The sequence below is a fragment of the Pseudomonas sp. UMAB-40 genome (assembly GCF_900095275.1).
Classification (GTDB): domain Bacteria; phylum Pseudomonadota; class Gammaproteobacteria; order Pseudomonadales; family Pseudomonadaceae; genus Aquipseudomonas; species Aquipseudomonas mandelii_B.
Genome location: NZ_LT607575.1, coordinates 41,904 through 59,413, shown reverse-complemented (window position 1 = coordinate 59,413; position 17,510 = coordinate 41,904). Strand labels below are relative to the sequence as shown.

At 60.5% G+C, this 17,510-nt stretch carries 16 protein-coding genes; 9 read left to right on the top strand and 7 right to left on the bottom strand.

Features of this window, described 5'->3' with window-relative positions; genetic code table 11:
• The first annotated feature begins 4 nt into the window (after positions 1 to 4).
• The 3 genes from K0F88_RS28005 (at position 5) to K0F88_RS27995 (ending at position 2,492) form a co-directional block, all read left to right on the top strand.
• Positions 5 to 1,237, top strand: coding sequence for a cytochrome P450 (locus tag K0F88_RS28005; RefSeq protein ID WP_219097385.1), 1,233 nt, complete (start codon positions 5 to 7; stop codon positions 1,235 to 1,237).
• Entirely contained in the window at positions 1,234 to 1,632 is a 399-nt protein-coding gene (locus K0F88_RS28000; protein ID WP_219097384.1) for a Rid family hydrolase, read from the top strand. The genes K0F88_RS28005 and K0F88_RS28000 overlap by 4 nt, the downstream gene beginning before the upstream one ends.
• A gap of 62 nt (positions 1,633 to 1,694) precedes the next feature.
• Positions 1,695 to 2,492 carry an alpha/beta hydrolase gene (locus K0F88_RS27995; protein WP_257605373.1) on the top strand — a complete coding sequence of 266 codons (798 nt, stop codon included), beginning with the start codon at positions 1,695 to 1,697 and terminating at the stop codon, positions 2,490 to 2,492.
• 237 nt (positions 2,493 to 2,729) lie between these two features.
• On the opposite strand, the gene K0F88_RS27990 is transcribed toward K0F88_RS27995, so the two are convergent.
• Positions 2,730 to 3,092: a DUF6124 family protein gene (locus K0F88_RS27990; RefSeq protein ID WP_219097382.1), complete on the bottom strand. Its 363-nt coding sequence runs from the start codon at positions 3,090 to 3,092 to the stop codon at positions 2,730 to 2,732.
• A 541-nt stretch (positions 3,093 to 3,633) separates the two neighbouring features.
• On the opposite strand from K0F88_RS27990, the gene K0F88_RS27985 reads away from it, so the two are divergent.
• Together K0F88_RS27985 and K0F88_RS27980 are read left to right on the top strand one after the other, a co-directional pair.
• On the top strand, positions 3,634 to 4,740 hold the full coding sequence (locus K0F88_RS27985) for an enoyl-CoA hydratase/isomerase family protein (RefSeq protein ID WP_219097381.1): 1,107 nt from the start codon (positions 3,634 to 3,636) through the stop codon (positions 4,738 to 4,740).
• Between the two features lie 3 nt (positions 4,741 to 4,743).
• Positions 4,744 to 5,895, top strand: coding sequence for an acyl-CoA dehydrogenase family protein (locus K0F88_RS27980; RefSeq protein WP_219097380.1), 1,152 nt, complete (start codon positions 4,744 to 4,746; stop codon positions 5,893 to 5,895).
• A gap of 124 nt (positions 5,896 to 6,019) precedes the next feature.
• On the opposite strand, the gene K0F88_RS27975 is transcribed toward K0F88_RS27980, so the two are convergent.
• The 6 genes from K0F88_RS27975 to K0F88_RS27950 form a co-directional block, all read right to left on the bottom strand.
• On the bottom strand, positions 6,020 to 6,793 hold the full coding sequence (locus tag K0F88_RS27975) for an enoyl-CoA hydratase (RefSeq protein WP_219097379.1): 774 nt from the start codon (positions 6,791 to 6,793) through the stop codon (positions 6,020 to 6,022).
• Positions 6,794 to 6,807: 14 nt separating this feature from the next.
• Positions 6,808 to 7,935 carry an acyl-CoA dehydrogenase gene (locus K0F88_RS27970; protein WP_109631727.1) on the bottom strand — a complete coding sequence of 376 codons (1,128 nt, stop codon included), beginning with the start codon at positions 7,933 to 7,935 and terminating at the stop codon, positions 6,808 to 6,810.
• Between the two features lie 139 nt (positions 7,936 to 8,074).
• Complete coding sequence (locus K0F88_RS27965; protein WP_219097378.1) at positions 8,075 to 9,268, bottom strand: acetyl-CoA C-acyltransferase; 1,194 nt, start codon at positions 9,266 to 9,268, stop codon at positions 8,075 to 8,077.
• 11 nt (positions 9,269 to 9,279) lie between these two features.
• Positions 9,280 to 10,041, bottom strand: coding sequence for an SDR family NAD(P)-dependent oxidoreductase (locus K0F88_RS27960; protein WP_219097377.1), 762 nt, complete (start codon positions 10,039 to 10,041; stop codon positions 9,280 to 9,282).
• 20 nt (positions 10,042 to 10,061) lie between these two features.
• Entirely contained in the window at positions 10,062 to 11,720 is a 1,659-nt protein-coding gene (locus tag K0F88_RS27955; protein ID WP_219097376.1) for an AMP-binding protein, read from the bottom strand.
• Between the two features lie 265 nt (positions 11,721 to 11,985).
• Positions 11,986 to 13,002, bottom strand: coding sequence for an AraC family transcriptional regulator (locus K0F88_RS27950; RefSeq protein ID WP_219097375.1), 1,017 nt, complete (start codon positions 13,000 to 13,002; stop codon positions 11,986 to 11,988).
• Positions 13,003 to 13,306: 304 nt separating this feature from the next.
• On the opposite strand from K0F88_RS27950, the gene efeU reads away from it, so the two are divergent.
• The 4 genes from efeU to efeO (K0F88_RS27930) form a co-directional block, all read left to right on the top strand.
• The gene (gene efeU / locus K0F88_RS27945; protein WP_219097374.1) at positions 13,307 to 14,146 is read left to right on the top strand and encodes an iron uptake transporter permease EfeU; all 840 of its coding nucleotides are present in this window, start codon (positions 13,307 to 13,309) and stop codon (positions 14,144 to 14,146) included.
• 8 nt (positions 14,147 to 14,154) lie between these two features.
• Positions 14,155 to 15,354, top strand: a complete 1,200-nt coding sequence (efeO, locus tag K0F88_RS27940) for an iron uptake system protein EfeO (RefSeq protein WP_219097373.1) — start codon at positions 14,155 to 14,157, stop codon at positions 15,352 to 15,354.
• Positions 15,355 to 15,371: 17 nt separating this feature from the next.
• Positions 15,372 to 16,670: an iron uptake transporter deferrochelatase/peroxidase subunit gene (gene efeB, locus K0F88_RS27935; protein ID WP_219097372.1), complete on the top strand. Its 1,299-nt coding sequence runs from the start codon at positions 15,372 to 15,374 to the stop codon at positions 16,668 to 16,670.
• Between the two features lie 24 nt (positions 16,671 to 16,694).
• On the top strand, positions 16,695 to 17,510 hold an 816-nt coding region (gene efeO / locus K0F88_RS27930), incomplete at its 3' end, for an iron uptake system protein EfeO (RefSeq protein WP_219097371.1).

The window sequence follows — 17,510 nt, the reverse complement described above, 5'->3', positions numbered from 1 at the left end:
TGAAATGGATATTCAATCGCTGCTCGACTTCTCCCGTCGCGAGACCGTTCGTGACCCTTACAGGGCCTATGCTTATCTGCGCGAACATGACCCGGTGTATTGGTGTTCGCACTTCCATGCCTGGTTTTTGACCCGCTATAGCGATGTGTTCGCCGCGCAGGCCGACACCCAACGCTACTCCTCGAACCGCATGCAACAACTGGTCGATGCCCAGGTGCCGCCGGAAAAACGCGCGCAACTGGCCACGTTCGTCAAACTCGCGTCCGAATGGATGTACTCGCAGGACGGCAGGACGCACAAGGACAGCCGCCACCTGCTGGGCAAAGCGTTCACGCCGCGCACCATTGAATCGTTGCGTCAAACCATAGAGGCCATCACCGACGCAGAGCTGTCCGCACTCGAACCGCAAACGGATCTGATGGCCAACCTGTTCAACCGTGTTCCGGCGCTGATCCTTGCCCATCTTTATGGCATTCCTCGCGAAGACGCGCTGAAGCTCAGGCGCTGGACGGATTGCATTCTGATCTTTCTGGTCGGCAGCCTCGACCCGGACGTCGGGCCTGCTCAGGCACTGAAAGGCGTTGAAGAGATGTACGCCTATTTCGCTGATGTCATCGAGCAGCGTCGAAGGCAGCCTGAAGATGACCTGGTCAGCCGGGTTCTGGAGGCCAGCGTGGAGAGCGATTCGAGCACCGATCAGGTGCTGGCGCAGATTGTCTTCATTCTGGTCGCGGGCTACACCACCAGCGCGGATCAGCTGTGCATCGGTTTGTTGCATCTGCTTGAGCATCCCGATCAATTTGAAGCGCTGAGGGCTGACCCGAACCTGGTCAAACCGGCCATTGAAGAGATGCTGCGCTTCGATTCCGCCGGTTCATTCAGCCATCGCGTGCTCAACGATGACGTGTCGATCCATGGCGTCACGATGAAACAAGGCGATCTGGTCTACCTGATGCGCGCCTCCGCCAACCGTGACCCCGCGAAATTCCCCGACCCCGACCGTTTCGATATTCGCCGCGAACACAACGATCACCTGGCGTTTGGTCGGGGTGAGCACTTCTGCATGGGCACGGCGTTGTTCAGGCTCGAAGCTGAAGTCGTTTTTACCTTGCTGTTCCAGCGCTTTCCCGAGTTGAGCCTGATTGCTGACAAAACTGCGATCTGGCGTGACAACAATCTGCAATTTCGTGGACTGAAATCACTGCCCATTGATTTGGGCAAAGGAGCGGCACAATGAAAATTCAACGCGTTTTTTCGCAAGCAATCTGGGAAGAGATGGCCGGATATTGCAGGGCAATTCGGGTAGGTGAGCGCATTCTGATGGGCGGCACCGTCGCATTTGATGACAAGGGCCAGCCATTCAAACCGGGTGATGCATATGAGCAGACCCTGCGTTGCCTGGAAATTATTGAAACCTCTATCAAACAGCTCGGTGTAGATCGTCGGAGCATTATTGGTATTCGTATATACACCACGAGCATGAAGTACTGGCCGGACATCGCCAGGGCGCACAAAAAATTCTTCGAGGGCCATCCGCCGACGCTGATGTGTCTGGCAGTCTCCGAACTGATCAGCGAGGAATATGTGGTTGAAATCACCACCGAGGCAACAGCCTGCGAGATCGAACTATGACGGCCCATCAGCAGGATTCAGGACCTGGCGTCGAAAGTGCCAGAGCGGCACTGCGGGAGTTAATGGTCGTGAGCGTTCGCGACCTGTCTATCAACAGCCACGGACGGCGTCTGCCCCTGCGGCTATACACACCCGCCGGCCCGGGCCCCTTTGCAGTGCTGATGTTTTTCCACGGCGGCGGCTGGGTCACCGGCGACCTGGACACCCACGACGGTTTTTGCCGACACATGTGCGAATGGGCAGGTTGTGCCGTGGTCGCCGTCGACTACGCCAGGCCCCCGGAACATGTATTCCCCGCTGCGGTGGAAGATTGCTGCGCCGCCACCGAGTGGGTTGTCGAACAGGGCTCGGTCATGGGGTTGGATCCTTCTCGAATGGCGGTGGCCGGCGGTGGCTCGGGGGGTGGGCTGGCGGCCGTCATTTGCCAATGGGCCCATGAGCAAGCCAGGCCGCTGATCATGTTTCAACTGTTGCTTTACCCCTTGCTCGATTGTCTGGCTCAAAATCCTTCCCACAGAGAATTCGCCGAAGGGTTCGGGCTGACCGGCAAAATGCTTGAGTGGTACATCAATCACTATGTGCCCGAAGAGGTTTCCCGCGCCGATCCACGCCTTTCTCCCCTGCGCCACAAACACCTGCAAGGCCTGCCGCCGGCGTTGATCCTTACCTCTGAACTGGATGTATTGCGCGACGAAGGCCGCGAGTATGTTCGTCGACTGACAGAGGCTGACGTGCCGGTTCACCACAAAGAGTATCCGGGCATGTGCCACGGCTTTATCAACTACCCGGCGGAGTCTGATGATGCCAAGCGAGCGCTGCTGCTCTGCGCTCAGTCTCTGCAAAAGCACCTTCGCCATTGAATATAGAAAGGGTCAGAGCGGATGCCTTGGCCCAAATCAAACCAGACAGTCGCTGAAACCCTGTGGCGAAGGGGCTTGCCACCCGTTGGGTTGCGATGCGACCCCAAAACCATTCACCGCAGTTTTGTCAGTTAAACCGTGTATACCGGTTTTACGACTGCTGCGCAGCCGAACGGGGCGGTGCGGCGGTCCGACAATCCCCCTCGCCACAGGTATGTGCTCTCTACGGGATCTGCTTTAGCCCTGCGGGCCGATGTTATCCAGCACCCGGTTCGCCGTGATCTCCGCCATCATGATGCTGTTGGAAATACCCAAAAGCGCATAACGCGACTCACCCTCCAGATGATCCACCAACTGGTGCACCATCACATCGACCGAGGCCAGCGTCTCGACCAAGTAAACTGCCAGGGTTTCGGTCGTGGCCTCAGGGTCTACGGAAAACAGGGTACTGCGTGTTCGCGGGGTGGCTTTGATGTCGGCGTTGGACGGAAAGTGGAAGTCGAGCGCGCGTTCGGCGGCGTCGTTGAGTTTTTTGGAATCGGTGGATTCGTAGGGGGAAACGTCGTCGGTTTCGGGTGGATTGGGTGTTGGTTTGAACATAGGTGAAACTCCTCTCATCGTATTTGGGAGCCACCGCCCTCGCTACCAAACGACGGGTGGTGGCCATGCACAGGTTGGTAGACCGGGATGTGAGGAGACCGGCGCGCCCGAGGACGCCCTGTGCATGACCACCATAAAACAGAGACGAACAAACGCCGTAAATGGTGATGCTTAGCACCTCACATGAAACCCGGGGCTACCAAACCCCCATCGCTGTTTTTCAGCGACGGGGAAACGATAAAACCCAGGCCGAAGGCGCACAAGCCGGCGGATTCTGGCGCAGTCGTAGGTAACGGCGCAAGGATGTGTAGCCTGAGAGAGTGTCTGGAGATGTCTATTAAACATCGCTGTTTAAATCTCGCCCGGACTGAGGTCGCAGAGTTGCCCTGCAACATAGAATCTCCCCCATTTAGAGCCATGCAAATATGCAGGAAGAACCTGCATATATCCCGGTTGTACATCACAAATTTGCACTGTTACGATCCAGCATCGCTCGCGCGCGAGCTTCTCTATAAAGAACAATAAAAGCAGGGAGTTAGTGATGACTGCTCAGGTTTCATCGAAGGCGACTTCGTCCATGGATGCCACGCAAAACGAAGTGCTGGCCGAGGTCCGCAACCACATCGGTCACCTGACCCTCAATCGCCCCGCCGGTCTCAACGCCATTACCCTGGACATGGTCCGCCACCTGCAGCGCCAGCTCGACGCCTGGGCGCAGGATCCGCAGGTTCATGCAGTGGTCTTGCGCGGTGCGGGCGAGAAAGCGTTCTGTGCCGGCGGCGATATTCGCTCGCTGTATGACAGTTTCAAAAGCGGCGACACGCTGCACGAAGAGTTCTTCGTCGAGGAATACGCCCTCGACCTCGCCATTCATCACTACCGCAAACCGGTGCTGGCCTTGATGGACGGTTTCGTCCTCGGCGGCGGTATGGGTCTGGTGCAAGGCGCTGACTTGCGGGTGGTCACCGAGAAGAGCCGTCTGGCGATGCCGGAAGTGGCCATCGGTTATTTCCCCGACGTGGGTGGCAGCCACTTCTTGCCACGGGTTCCCGGTGAACTGGGGATTTACCTGGGCGTCAGTGGCGTGCAGATCCGCGCGGCCGATGCGCTTTATTGCGGCTTGGCCGACTGGTACCTGGAAAGCGAAAAGCTCAGCTCGCTCGACGAGCAACTCGATCAGCTCCAATGGCACGAAACGCCGCTCAAGGACCTGCAAGGCCTGCTGGCGAAACTCGCGGTGCAACAACTGCCCGATGCGCCATTGGAAGCGTTGCGCCCGGCCATCGATCACTTCTTCGCCCTGCCCGACGTGCCGAGTATTGTTGAGCAACTGCGTGAAGTCACGGTCGCCGACAGCCACGAGTGGGCCACGACCACCGCCGACCTGCTGGAGAGCCGTTCGCCGCTGGCGATGGGTGTCACCCTGGAAATGCTGCGCCGTGGTCGGCACTTGAGTCTCGAAGACTGTTTCGCCCTTGAGCTGCACCTGGACCGTCAGTGGTTCGCGCGCGGCGACCTGATCGAAGGCGTGCGCGCCTTGCTGATCGATAAAGACAAGCAACCACGCTGGAACCCGCCGACCTTGCAGGCGCTGGACGCCGAGCACGTCGCGAGTTTCTTCAGCGGTTTTAAACAGAGCGGGAACTGAGCCATGCACGATATCGAATTGAGCGAAGAGCAAGTCATGATCCGCGACATGGCCCGGGACTTTGCCCGCGGCGAAATCGCGCCCCATGCGCAAGCCTGGGAAAAGGCCGGCTGGATCGATGACGGCCTGGTGGCGAAGATGGGTGAACTGGGCCTGCTGGGCATGGTGGTGCCGGAAGAATGGGGCGGCACCTATGTCGACTACGTCGCCTACGCCCTGGCGGTGGAAGAGATTTCCGCCGGCGACGGTGCCACGGGCGCGTTGATGAGCATCCACAATTCCGTGGGCTGCGGCCCGGTACTCAACTACGGCACCGAAGAACAGAAACAAACGTGGTTGCCGGACCTGGCCAGCGGCCAAGCGATCGGCTGCTTCTGCCTGACCGAGCCGCAAGCCGGCTCCGAAGCGCACAACCTGCGCACCCGCGCCGAACTGCGCGACGGGCAATGGGTGATCAACGGTGCCAAGCAATTCGTCAGCAATGGCAAGCGGGCAAAACTGGCGATTGTGTTTGCCGTGACCGATCCGGACCTGGGCAAACGCGGCATCTCAGCGTTTCTGGTGCCGACCGATACCGCCGGTTTTATCGTCGACCGCACCGAACACAAGATGGGCATTCGCGCCTCTGACACCTGTGCAGTGACCTTGAGCAACTGCACGATTCCCGAAGCCAATCTGCTGGGTGATCGCGGCAAAGGGCTGGCCATCGCCCTGTCCAACCTCGAAGGCGGCCGCATCGGCATCGCCGCGCAGGCGCTGGGCATTGCCCGGGCGGCGTTCGAAGCGGCGCTGGCGTATTCTCGGGATCGGGTGCAGTTCGACAAACCGATCATCGAGCACCAGAGCATCGCCAACCTGCTGGCCGACATGCACACCCGGCTGAACGCGGCGCGTTTGCTGATTCTGCATGCTGCGCGACTGCGCAGCGCCGGCAAGCCGTGCCTGTCCGAGGCTTCGCAGGCCAAGCTGTTTGCGTCGGAAATGGCCGAGAAAGTCTGCTCGTCGGCGATGCAGATTCATGGCGGGTATGGGTATCTGGAGGATTACCCGGTGGAGCGCTATTACCGGGATGCGCGGATTACGCAGATTTATGAAGGGTCGAGCGAGATTCAGCGGATGGTGATTGCCCGGGAGCTGAAGAATTATTTGGTGTAAGCCCTAAAAGCATCGCGGGCAAGCCCCTTCCCACAGGGTTCTCTGGTGTACACAAGAGCTGTGAACGCTGGAGATCCACTGTGGGAGCGGGCTTGCCCGCGATGGCGTCAGTGAAAGCGCCGCATTACTTGCCTTTGAATTCAGCCTCGCGCTTGGCAATAAACGCCGCCATCCCTTCCTTCTGATCCTGCGTCGCAAACGCCGCATGGAACACCCGGCGTTCAAAGCGCACGCCTTCCGACAGGCTCACTTCAAATGCGCGGTTGACGCTTTCCTTGACCATCATCACAATCGGCAGCGACTTCTTGGCAATCAACGCCGCGACTTTCAGCGCCTCTTCCAGCAGTTCATCCGCCGGCACGATCCGCGCGACAATCCCGCAGCGCTCGGCTTCTACCGCGTCAATCAAACGCCCGCTCAGGCACATTTCCATGGCCTTGGCCTTGCCCACGGCGCGGGTCAGGCGTTGGGTGCCGCCCATGCCCGGCAGCACGCCGAGGTTGATTTCCGGCTGGCCGAATTTCGCATTGTCGCCAGCCAGGATGAAATCGCACATCAACGCCAGTTCACAACCACCGCCCAGGGCAAAACCGTTGACCGCGGCAATGATCGGCTTGCGGCGGTTGGCCACGCGATCACTGTCGCTGAACAGGTCGTCGAGGTAGATCTGCGGGTAGGTCAGCTCGGCCATTTCCTTGATGTCGGCGCCGGCGGCGAAGGCTTTTTTCGAGCCGGTCAGCACGATGCAGCCGATGTTCGAATCGGCTTCCAGTCCATCGAGGGCATGGTTCAGTTCGCTGACGATCTGCGCATTCAACGCGTTCAGAGCCTGCGGCCGGTTGAGGGTGATCAAGCCCACACGACCGTGGGTTTCCAGCAAAATCGTTTCGTAGTTCACAAGTAGCTTCCTTCTCAAAGATTGCGCGAAATAACCATGCGCTGAATATCGCTGGTGCCTTCGTAGATCTGGCACACCCGCACGTCGCGGTAGATCCGCTCCAACGGGAAGTCGTTCAGGTAACCGTAACCGCCGAGGGTTTGCAACGCCGAGGAGCAGACCTTCTCGGCCATTTCCGAGGCGAACAGTTTGGCCATGGACGCTTCGACCAGGGCCGGTTTACCGCTGTCCCGTAATGCCGCTGCGTAATGCACCATTTGCCGGGCGACAGCAATCTGGGTGGCCATGTCTGCCAGACGGAACGCGACCGCCTGGTGTTCGATGATCGGCTTGCCGAAGCTCTCACGCTCACGGGCGTAGTCGCGGGCCGCTTCAAACGCGGCGCGGGCCATGCCCACCGATTGCGAGGCGATGCCGACACGGCCGCCTTCGAGGTTGGCCAGGGCAATCCGATAACCTTCGCCTTCCTCACCCAACCGGTTGGCCACCGGGACTTTGACGTCTTCGAAGAGAATCTGGCAGGTGTCGGACGCGTGCTGACCGAGTTTGTCTTCGACCCGGGCGACTTTATAGCCCGGCGAATCAGTCGGCACGATCAGCGCCGTGATGCCACGTTTTCCGGCACTCGGGTCGGTCACGGCAAACACAATCACCACCCCGGCGTTCTGCCCGGAGGTGATGAATTGCTTGCAGCCGTTGAGCACGTAGTGATCGCCTTCCAGACGCGCACGGGTTTTCAGGCCGCTGGCGTCGGAACCGGCCTGCGGTTCGGTCAGGGCAAAGGCGCCGAGCATCGCGCCGCTGGCCAGTGGCTTGAGGAAGCGTTCTTTCTGATCGTCGTTGCCGTACTTGAGGATCGGTACGCAACCCACGGAGTTGTGCACGCTCATGATCGTCGAGCAGGCGCCGTCACCGGCGGCGATTTCTTCCAGGGCCATGGCGTAGGCCAGGTAACCGGTGTCGCAACCACCCCACTCCTCCGGCACCAGCATGCCGAAGAAACCCAGCTCGGCCATCTCGCCGATGGCTTCCTTGGGGAAGCGGTGTTCGCGGTCCCACTCGGCGGCAAACGGTTTCAGCCGTTCCTGGGCAAACTGCCGGGCGGCGTCGCTGATCTGAAGTTGTTCGTCGTTGGGAATCATGACCAGTCCTTAATTGGGTTGAACGCAAAACCTGTGGGAGCGAGCTTGCTCGCGATGGCGGACTCAAATTCGACATTATTTATCGACTGATACACCGCTATCGCGAGCAAGCTCGCTCCCACAGGGATTGGTGGCAGCCTTAGTAAAGGCATTCCACAGCCATGGCCGTGGCTTCACCGCCGCCGATGCAGATCGCTGCAACGCCACGCTTCAGGCCTTTCTGGCGCAGGGCCGAGAGCAGGGTCACGAGAATCCGCGCGCCAGACGCACCAATCGGGTGGCCCAGGGCGCAAGCGCCGCCGTGCACGTTGATCTTCTCGTGGGGGATTTCCAGTTTGGTCATGGTCACCAGACTGACCACCGCGAACGCTTCGTTGACTTCGAACAACTCGACGTCGTCCACGGACCAGCCGGTTTTCTTCATCAGCTTCTTGATCGCGCCCACCGGCGCCACCGGGAACAGGCCCGGGGTATCGGCAAACGCAGCGTGGCCGTGAATCACCGCCAGCGGTTTCAGACCTTGTTTCTGCGCTTCGGAACGGCGCATCAGCACCAGTGCCGCTGCACCGTCGGAGATCGAACTGGAGTTGGCCGCCGTCACCGTGCCGCCTTCGCGGAACGCCGGTTTCAGCGAGGTAATCTTGTCCAGTTTGGCTTTCGGTGGTTGTTCGTCGTTGCTGATCAGCACCTGCTCTTTTCCGACAGTCACGGTAATCGGCACGATCTCGTCCTTGAAGCTGCCGTCCTTGATCGCCTGCTGCGCGCGGGTGGTCGAGGCAATGGCGAATGCGTCCTGAGCTTCGCGGCTGAAACCGTTGGTTTCGGCGCAATCCTCGGCGAAGGTGCCCATCAAGCGGCCTTTGTCGTAGGCGTCTTCCAGACCGTCGAGGAACATGGAGTCGAGCACGCGGCCATGGCCCATGCGGTAACCGCTGCGGGCGCGGTCCAGCAGGTACGGCGCGTTGGACATGCTTTCCATGCCGCCCGCGACGACCACCTCGGCGCTGCCGGCAACGAGCATGTCGTGGGCCAGAATCGCCGCTTCCATGCCCGAGCCGCACATCTTGTTCAGGGTGGTGCAGCGGGTCGATTTATCCAGCCCCGCGCCCAGCGCGGCCTGACGCGCCGGGGCCTGGCCGAGGCCGGCGGGCAGTACGCAGCCAAACAGCACTTCCTCGACCGCTTCAGGCGCGATACCGGCGCGTTCAACCGCTGCACGAATCGCGGCAGCACCGAGTTGCGGTGCGGTCAGGCTTTTCAGTTCGCCCTGGAAACCGCCCATCGGGGTGCGGACGGCGCTGACGATAACGATGGGATCGTTGGCAATAGTCATGACAGATCTCCTTATTTGGCGGCCATGCGCAAGGCACCGTCGAGACGGATCACCTCGCCATTGAGCATGCTGTTTTCAATGATATGCCTGACCAGCGCGGCATACTCGCCAGGTTTGCCCAGACGTGGCGGGAACGGCACACCGGCCGCCAGGGAGGCGCGGACTTCCGGGGTCATGCCGGCCATCATCGGCGTTTCAAAAATGCCTGGGGCGATGGTCATCACACGGATGCCGAAGCGCGCCAGTTCACGGGCGGCGGGCAACGTCAGGCTGACGATTGCGCCTTTGGACGCGGCATACGCGGCCTGGCCAATCTGGCCGTCATAGGCCGCCGCCGAGGCGGTGTTGATGATCACGCCGCGCTCACCGTCAGCATCCGCTTCGGTTTCGGCGATGGCCGCCGAAGCCAGACGCAGCATATTGAAGCTGCCGATCAGATTGACGTTAACCACTTGGCTGAAACTGGCCAACGCGTGCGGGCCGTTCTTGCCGAGGATCTTCTCTCCACGCACGATGCCGGCGCAATTGACCAGACCGTTCAGGCCGCCGAAGGCTTTCACCGTCGCCTGCACAGCGGCTTCGGCGGCGGCTTCGTCGCTGATATCGGCCACCACGCTTTGCGCGCCGAGACGTTCAGCCTGGGCTGCAACCGCCTCGGCGTTCATGTCCACCAGCATCACTTTGGCGCCGGCCGCAACCAGCATTTCAGCGGTGGCCGCACCGAGGCCCGACGCACCGCCTGTGACGAGAAAAACCTTGTTTTCGATCTGCATCATTGTTTCCTTGGTTCGAGCTAAACGTTCTTCGCCGCGGCCTCATGAGCCTTGGCGATTTCCTGGTTGCGCAAGATAAAGCGCTGCAATTTGCCGCTTGGGGTTTTCGGCAACTCGCTGACAAATTCGATTTCACGCGGGTACGAATGCGCGGCCAGACGCTTGCGCACGTGTTGGCGCAGCTCTTCGGCCAGTTCCGGCGTCGGGCGGTATTGCGAACAGATCACCACGAAGGCTTTGACCAGTTCGGTGCGCTCCGGATCGGGCTTGCCGACGACGGCGGCTTCGATCACTGACGGGTGTTCGATCAACGCACTTTCCACATCGAACGGGCCGACGCGGTAGCCGGAAGTGGTAATCACGTCATCGCTGCGGCCGACGAAGCTGATGCTGCCGTCCGGGTTCCACTCGACGGTGTCGCCGCTCAGGTAATAGTTACCAACGAAGGCCTTGGTTGGCGCGCCTTCATAACCGGCGAACCAACACATCGGCGACTGGGTGCGGTCAATGGCGAGGATGCCTGGCTGGCCGACGCCGAGTTCCTTGTATTCATCATCGAGCACTACGATGCGGTGGCCCGGCGAGGCAAACCCTGCGGCACCCATGTGGATCGGATGCTCCAGGCCATGGTGATTGCACAGGACCATGCCCAGTTCGGTTTGGCCGTAATGGTCATGAATGACCACGCCGAGGTTGTCGGCGAACCAGCGGATCACTTCCGGGTTCAGCGGCTCACCGGCGCTGCTGACGATGCGCAGTTTGCCCTTGATCGACTTGGCGAATTCGTCGCCACCGGCAATCAGCAAACGGTAGGCCGTCGGTGACCCGGTGAGATTAGTGATGCCGTATTTGTTGATGACGCGGCAGGTGCTTTCGAGGGTGAACGGGCCGTCGTAAAAGGTGATCGGATGCCCCATCGCCATAGGCCCGGTGACGCCGAAATAGATGCCGTAGGCCCAGCCCGGATCGGCGACGTTCCAGAACGCATCTTCGGGGCGCAGGTCCACGGCGTCACGGGTGTAGCTTTCGAAGGCAACGATGGCCTTGAGCGGCACCGACAGCGCTTTCGACGGGCCGGTGGTGCCCGAGGTGAACATCAGCAGGAACGGGTCTTCGCCGGTCAGCAACACCGGTTCGCATTCGGAGGAATAATTGGCCAGTTCGGCCCAGAAGCTGTAATCGCCACGAACGATGCCTTGGCCTTTCGCACCGGCGACGGTGACGATGGTCGGGCAGTCGGCGACTTCAGCGAGTTTGGGGCGATTGACCGCGTCGGTCACCACGACTTTGGCCCCGGAGCAACTGAGACGGTGCTCGATGGCTTTCGGGCCGAAGGCGGTGAACAACGGCTGATAGACCGCGCCGATGCGCCAGGTGGCGAAGACGGTGATCAGCAATTCGATGTTGCGCGGCAGCAGGCCGGCGACCTTGTCGCCTTTCTTCACGCCCTGGGCCAGGAGGAAGTTGGCAAAACGCGCGGCTTTGTCCTGCAAGTCTTTGAAGGTGTACGTCGCGCTGGCGCCGTCGCGGCCTTCCCAGAACAGCGCAATGCGCCCCGGCAAGGCATGCCGGTCGCAACATTCGACACAGGCGTTGAGGGCAGTCAAATCACCGGCCAGGGCGGCGTCGACGGTGTGCTGATAATTGAACTGTGACGTGGCAGACAAGTAATCGCGCATTGCCAGAATCCCTCTGTATTTTTATTAGGTTGGGGGAACCGTAAAAACCACAGAAATACTCACCCCGCGCGGGGATCGGGGCAATGGTCAAAGCTATCAAGTTGTTTGACTGGTTTGGCCAAGGTTCAAGAGGGTTGTTGTCTGGACTGGCGCCATCGCGGGCAAGCCCGCTCCCACAGGTCATGCGCCAATTTTGAAAACGCACAAATCCTTTGGGAGCAGGCTTGCCCGCGATGGCGCCGGATCTGTCAACACAAGATATGGATCAGCTCGCCTCGTTCAGGATCAAACTCCGGTAATGCCCCGGATTCGACCCCGACCACTTGCGAAACGCCTTGTAGAACGAACTCGCATCGGCAAAGCCCAACCGCGTAGCGATTTCGGCGAAGCTGATCTGCGGCTCGGCCAGCCACACAATGGCCAATTCCTTGCGCACGCTGTCCTTGAGCCCCTGGTAGGTCTGCCCTTCCTCCGCCAGCCGCCGGCGCAAGGTCGAGGCCGACATGCACAGTTGCTGCGCCAGCGGCTCGGTCTCCGGCCACTGATCGGCAGGCAACTGGCGCAAATCATGCTTGATCCGGCTGGCCAGGCTCTCCGGGTCGCGGTACTTGACCAGAATGTTCGCCGGCGCATGGGCCAGGAAGCGCTTGAGTTCTTCCGGGCTGCGCTTGATCGGCAGGTCCAGGCAGTCCGCCGAGAAAATCATCCGCGTGCGGGGCCGGTCGAAACGCAGGTTTTCGGAGAACATCACCTGATAGTCATCGCAGAAATCCGGCGCTGGGCAGCGCAATTCGATGGCCAGAATCGGTATGCGCCGTCCCGCCAGCCAACAGGCAACGCCGTGCACGATCATCCAGTAGGTGAAATAGGTGAAGGCGCGGCGCGGGTCCTGGTCGTCTTCCAGCAACACGATCTCCGCCAGGCTTTGCTGACGAACCAGTTGCGCAGGCATGCGTTCGAGCATCAGCGACAAAAAGCTCAGGCCTGAGGTCAGGCCCGCAGCCAGGCTCGGCTGGATCATCGAACTGCGGCAAAGAAACTCAAGGCTGCCGGATTTGAGCTTGCGCGGGTCCATGCCAAAAAATTCATCGTCCCCGCGCCGGGCCAGCAAGCGCCATAGCCGCGCATAGGCAGTGGCCGGGACCCGGGCATGGGTGGTGTGCAGCAGCGCCGGATCGATGCCGACCTTGTTCAATACCTCGTCGGTGGCGGCTCCTGGGGCGCAACTTTGCAACAGGGCTTCGCGCACCAGTTGAATGGCGATGGTGTCTTTTTCCGACATTGAGCGAGGTGGGCCTTGTTTTTGTTTGAGTGCCGGCATATTAGCGCAGCCGTCAGCCCAATGCAGATCCTATGAGCAGCCAAAAATCCCTGTGGGAGCGGGCTTGCCCGCGATGACGGCTGCACATTCAAAATATATGTCGAATGACACTCCGCCATCGCGGGCAAGCCCGCTCCCACAGGGGGACGGTGTGATCTTTAAATCTGTTCAGGTTAGGTTCAGGTAAATGTCAATGAATGCCATTTGGGAATGAGTGTCATTATGTTACAAATTAGCACCCTATCTAATCCCGAGACGGTGCTGAATGCTTGTTCCTTTTCTGATCATGCTGCGCGAAGGCATTGAAGCCGCGTTGATCGTTGGCATCATCGCCAGCTACCTCAAGCAGACCGGCCGTGGCCAGTGGATGCCCGCCGTGTGGATCGGCGTTTTCCTTGCCGTTGCGCTGGCCTTGCTGGTGGGCGGTGGTCTGGAGCTGGTGAGCGCCGAATTCCCGCAGAAACAACAGGAGTTGTTTGAAGGTGTGGTCGGCCTGGTGGCTGTCGGCATTCTCAGCTCCATGGTCTTCTGGATGCGCAAAGTGGCGCGTTCGATCAAGCACTCGCTGCACGTCTCCCTCGACCACGCGCTGACCGGCTCCAGACACCAGGTCACGGCACTGATCGCCATGGTGTTTTTCGCCGTGGCCCGGGAAGGCCTGGAGACGGTGTTCTTCCTGCTCGCGGTGTTCCAGCAGAGCGAAGGCCCGGCGGCGCCGATCGGCGCCCTCCTCGGCCTGATCCTGGCGATCATCGTCGGCTTCCTGATCTACACCGGCAGCATGCGCTTGAACCTCGGCGCGTTCTTCCGCTGGACCGGCTTGTTCATCCTGGTGGTGGCGGCGGGCATTCTCGCCAACTCGGTGCAGGCGCTGCATGAAGCCGGAATCTGGAATCACCTGCAAACCGTGCTCTTCGACTTCAGTGCGACGCTGCCGATGGACGGCCCGGCGGGTTCGGTGCTGGCCGGCATGTTCGGTTACCAGGACGCGCCGACGGTCAGCACCCTCGGGGCCTATCTGATTTACCTGGTGGTGGCGTTGGTGATGTTCTTTCTCCCTGCGCCCGCACTCGCTAAACAACCTTCTTCCGTTTCCAGCCAGTAAGGGCACCCATGCCAAATCAAGCCCCTCCCCAGGCCTCGCCTCCTCGCGCCTTGCGCTGGGCGGTGGCCGGTTCGGTGATCGTGATGATCGCTGCCGGTGGCCTGTTCTACTACGCCTCGAAAATGGCGGCAGCCAAGCGCCAGACCAACCATGACGAAGTGGTGGTGACCATTCACTCGCACAGCTGCGAGCCGAATGCGCTGACCGTTCCGGCGGGCCGCGCCAGTTTCCGCATCGTCAATCGCTCGGATCGGGCGGTGGAATGGGAAATCCTCGACGGCGTGTTGGTGGTCGAAGAACGGGAAAACATCGCGCCGGGCCTGAGCCAGATCATCAACGCCAACTTGCTGCCCGGCGACTACGCGATCACCTGCGGACTGCTGAGCAACCCGCGCGGCACCTTGCACGTGACTCCGACCGCCGCTTCCGACGCGGCCGCCAAGGCCAAACCGTCGATGGTCGCGTTCGTCGGGCCGCTGTCGGAATTCCGCGTGTACCTGAGCAGCCAAAGCAGCGAGCTGATCAAAGCCGTCGCCGCCCTTGAGCAAGCCATCGCAGCTGGCGACCTGAGCCAGGCACAAGCGCTGTATGTGCCCGCTCGTGCGGCCTATCAACGGATCGCCCCGGCCGCCCAGCGTTTGGCTGAACTGGACAACGCGATCAATGCCCGCGCCGATTACTTCGAGAAACGCGAGCAGGATCCTGCCTTCAGCGGTTTCCACCGCATCGAATACGCGCTGTTCCAGCAACGCAACCTCGACGGTCTGGCACCGGTTGCCCAGCGCCTGAGCAGCGATGTCACCACCCTCAAACAGCAACTGCTCGCGCAATCGCTGCCACCGGAGCAACTGGTGAGCATTGTCGTGCGCAATCTGCACAGCCTCGCCGATGTGCGTGCCAGCAGCGGCGAAGAAGAACGCTACAGCCACACCGACCTGAACGGATTTGCTGGCAACCTCTTCGCTGCGCGCAAAGTCGTCGACCTGTTGCGCCCGTTGCTGACTAAGTCCGCCGCCGAGTTGCTGCCGAAGATCGACAGCGCGATCACCGCCCTCGACGCCGAACTCAATGGATTGAAGGTCCAGGACGATTACGCGAGCTACGACACAGTCACTGCCGAGCAGCGCAAACAGATCGCGGACAAGGCCAAGGCGCTGGCCGACGCACTCGATGGAATCGATCCCGCCCTCGGCCTTTCCGGCCTTTAAGCAGAAGACTCAAACCGATGAACGATTCAGAACACTTTAACCTCCAGCGTCGCCGGGTACTGATGGGCATGGGCGCCGCCGGTGTCGCGCTGGCAGGCTCCGCACTGAGCTGCCCGGCGATGGCTGCAAGCCCCGCGCAAGTCACCGAAGCGCCGAGCAGCGACAAGACCGAAGACCGCCACGCGTTCCACGGCAAGCACCAGACCGGCATCGTCACCCCGCGTCCGGCGTCCGGCATGCTGGTGTCGTTTGATGTGTTGGCCAGTGATCGTGAAGACCTGGAGCGTCTGTTCCGCACCCTCAACGAGCGCATCACGTTCCTGATGCAGGGCGGCCCGGTGGCGCAAGTCGATCCGAAACTGCCGCCGGTGGATTCGGGCATCCTCGGCCCGGTGGTCACGCCGGACAACCTGACCATCACCGTCTCGGTGGGTGAGTCGCTGTTCGACGAGCGCTTCGGCCTCGCCGCTGCCAAACCGAAACGCCTAATCCGCATGGTCGGTTTTCCCAACGATGCACTGGAAGCCGATTGCTGCCACGGCGACCTGAGTCTGCAGTTTTGCGCCAACACCACCGACACCAACATCCACGCCCTGCGCGACATTGTGAAAAACCTGCCGGACCTGCTGCTGGTGCGCTGGAAACAGGAAGGCAGCGTGCCGCCCCAAGCCCCAGCGAAACCCGGTGTGCCGGCGCAGAGCGCGCGCAATTTCCTCGGTTTTCGCGACGGCTCGGCGAACCCGGATTCCAACAACGCCAAGGCCATGGACAGCATCGTCTGGGTGCAACCGGGCAGCGACGAACCGGCGTGGGCTGCCAATGGCAGCTATCAGGCGGTGCGGATCATCCGCAACTTCGTCGAGCGCTGGGACCGCACACCCTTGCAGGAACAGGAAAGCATTCTCGGCCGCATCAAAGCCACCGGCGCGCCGATGGGCGGCGACCATGAAACCCAGGTCCCGGACTACGCCAAAGACCCGGAAGGCAAACTGACCAAACTCGACGCGCATATCCGCCTGGCTAACCCGCGCACCGCTGCGACTCAGGCCAACCTGATCCTGCGCCGGCCGTTCAACTATTCCAACGGCGTGAACAAGAACGGGCAGTTGGACATGGGTTTGTTGTTCATCTGCTACCAGGCCGATCTGGACAAAGGTTTTATCGCCGTGCAGACCCGACTCAACGGCGAGCCGCTGGAGGAATACCTCAAGCCGGTCGGCGGCGGTTACTTCTTCACCCTGCCGGGTGTTACGGGCGACAAGGACTTCATCGGTCGCTCGCTGCTTGACGCTACCTCACCCAAAACGAACACCTGAACAACCCCCACACGGAACCGTCCCATGAAAAAGTCGCCACTCGCGTTATTGCTGACCCTAGGCTTGCTCAATACCCCGCTGTCGGCTTTCGCGGCGACGGCGCCGCTGGAGTTGGTGCAGCCGATTTCGGATTACAAAATCTACGTCACCGAGCAACTGGATGAGCTGGCCAGCCACACACAGCAGTTCACCGATGCAGTGAAAAAAGGAGACTTGGCCACTGCCAGGAAACTCTACGCACCGACCCGGGTTTACTACGAGTCGATCGAGCCGATTGCCGAGCTGTTCAGCGACCTCGATGCCTCCATCGACTCACGCGTCGATGATCACGAAAAAGGCGTGAAAGCCGAAGACTTCACTGGTTTCCACCGCATCGAGTATTCGCTGTTCTCGGAAAACAGCACCCAGGGTCTCGATGAACTGGCCGATGGCTTGAACAAAGACGTCAAAGACCTGCAAGCCCGCGTCGCCGGCCTGACCTTCCCGCCGGAGAAAGTGGTGGGCGGTGCCGCTGCCTTGCTTGAAGAAGTGGCTGCCACCAAGATCTCCGGTGAAGAAGACCGCTACAGCCACACCGACCTGTATGACTTCCAGGGCAACATCGACGGCGCGAAGAAAATCGTCGATTTGTTCCGTCCACAGATCGAGAAGCAGGACGCGGCGTTTATTGCCAAGGTCGACAAGAACTTCGCCAGCGTGAACAAGATTCTGGCCAAGTACAAAACCAGGGATGGTGGGTTTGAGACGTATGACAAGGTGAAAGAGAACGACCGCAAGGCGTTGGTTGGGCCGGTGAATACGTTGGCCGAGGATTTGTCCACTTTGCGTGGGAAACTTGGT

Coding starts and splice junctions, on each gene's coding strand:
- K0F88_RS28005 (WP_219097385.1), top strand. CDS start 5: ATGGATATTCAATCGCTGCTCGACTTCTCCCGTCGCGAGACCGTTCGT.
- K0F88_RS28000 (WP_219097384.1), top strand. CDS start 1,234: ATGAAAATTCAACGCGTTTTTTCGCAAGCAATCTGGGAAGAGATGGCC.
- K0F88_RS27995 (WP_257605373.1), top strand. CDS start 1,695: ATGGTCGTGAGCGTTCGCGACCTGTCTATCAACAGCCACGGACGGCGT.
- K0F88_RS27990 (WP_219097382.1), bottom strand. CDS start 3,092: ATGTTCAAACCAACACCCAATCCACCCGAAACCGACGACGTTTCCCCC.
- K0F88_RS27985 (WP_219097381.1), top strand. CDS start 3,634: ATGACTGCTCAGGTTTCATCGAAGGCGACTTCGTCCATGGATGCCACG.
- K0F88_RS27980 (WP_219097380.1), top strand. CDS start 4,744: ATGCACGATATCGAATTGAGCGAAGAGCAAGTCATGATCCGCGACATG.
- K0F88_RS27970 (WP_109631727.1), bottom strand. CDS start 7,935: ATGATTCCCAACGACGAACAACTTCAGATCAGCGACGCCGCCCGGCAG.
- K0F88_RS27965 (WP_219097378.1), bottom strand. CDS start 9,268: ATGACTATTGCCAACGATCCCATCGTTATCGTCAGCGCCGTCCGCACC.
- K0F88_RS27960 (WP_219097377.1), bottom strand. CDS start 10,041: ATGCAGATCGAAAACAAGGTTTTTCTCGTCACAGGCGGTGCGTCGGGC.
- K0F88_RS27955 (WP_219097376.1), bottom strand. CDS start 11,720: ATGCGCGATTACTTGTCTGCCACGTCACAGTTCAATTATCAGCACACC.
- K0F88_RS27950 (WP_219097375.1), bottom strand. CDS start 13,002: ATGTCGGAAAAAGACACCATCGCCATTCAACTGGTGCGCGAAGCCCTG.
- efeU (WP_219097374.1), top strand. CDS start 13,307: ATGCTTGTTCCTTTTCTGATCATGCTGCGCGAAGGCATTGAAGCCGCG.
- efeO (WP_219097373.1), top strand. CDS start 14,155: ATGCCAAATCAAGCCCCTCCCCAGGCCTCGCCTCCTCGCGCCTTGCGC.
- efeB (WP_219097372.1), top strand. CDS start 15,372: ATGAACGATTCAGAACACTTTAACCTCCAGCGTCGCCGGGTACTGATG.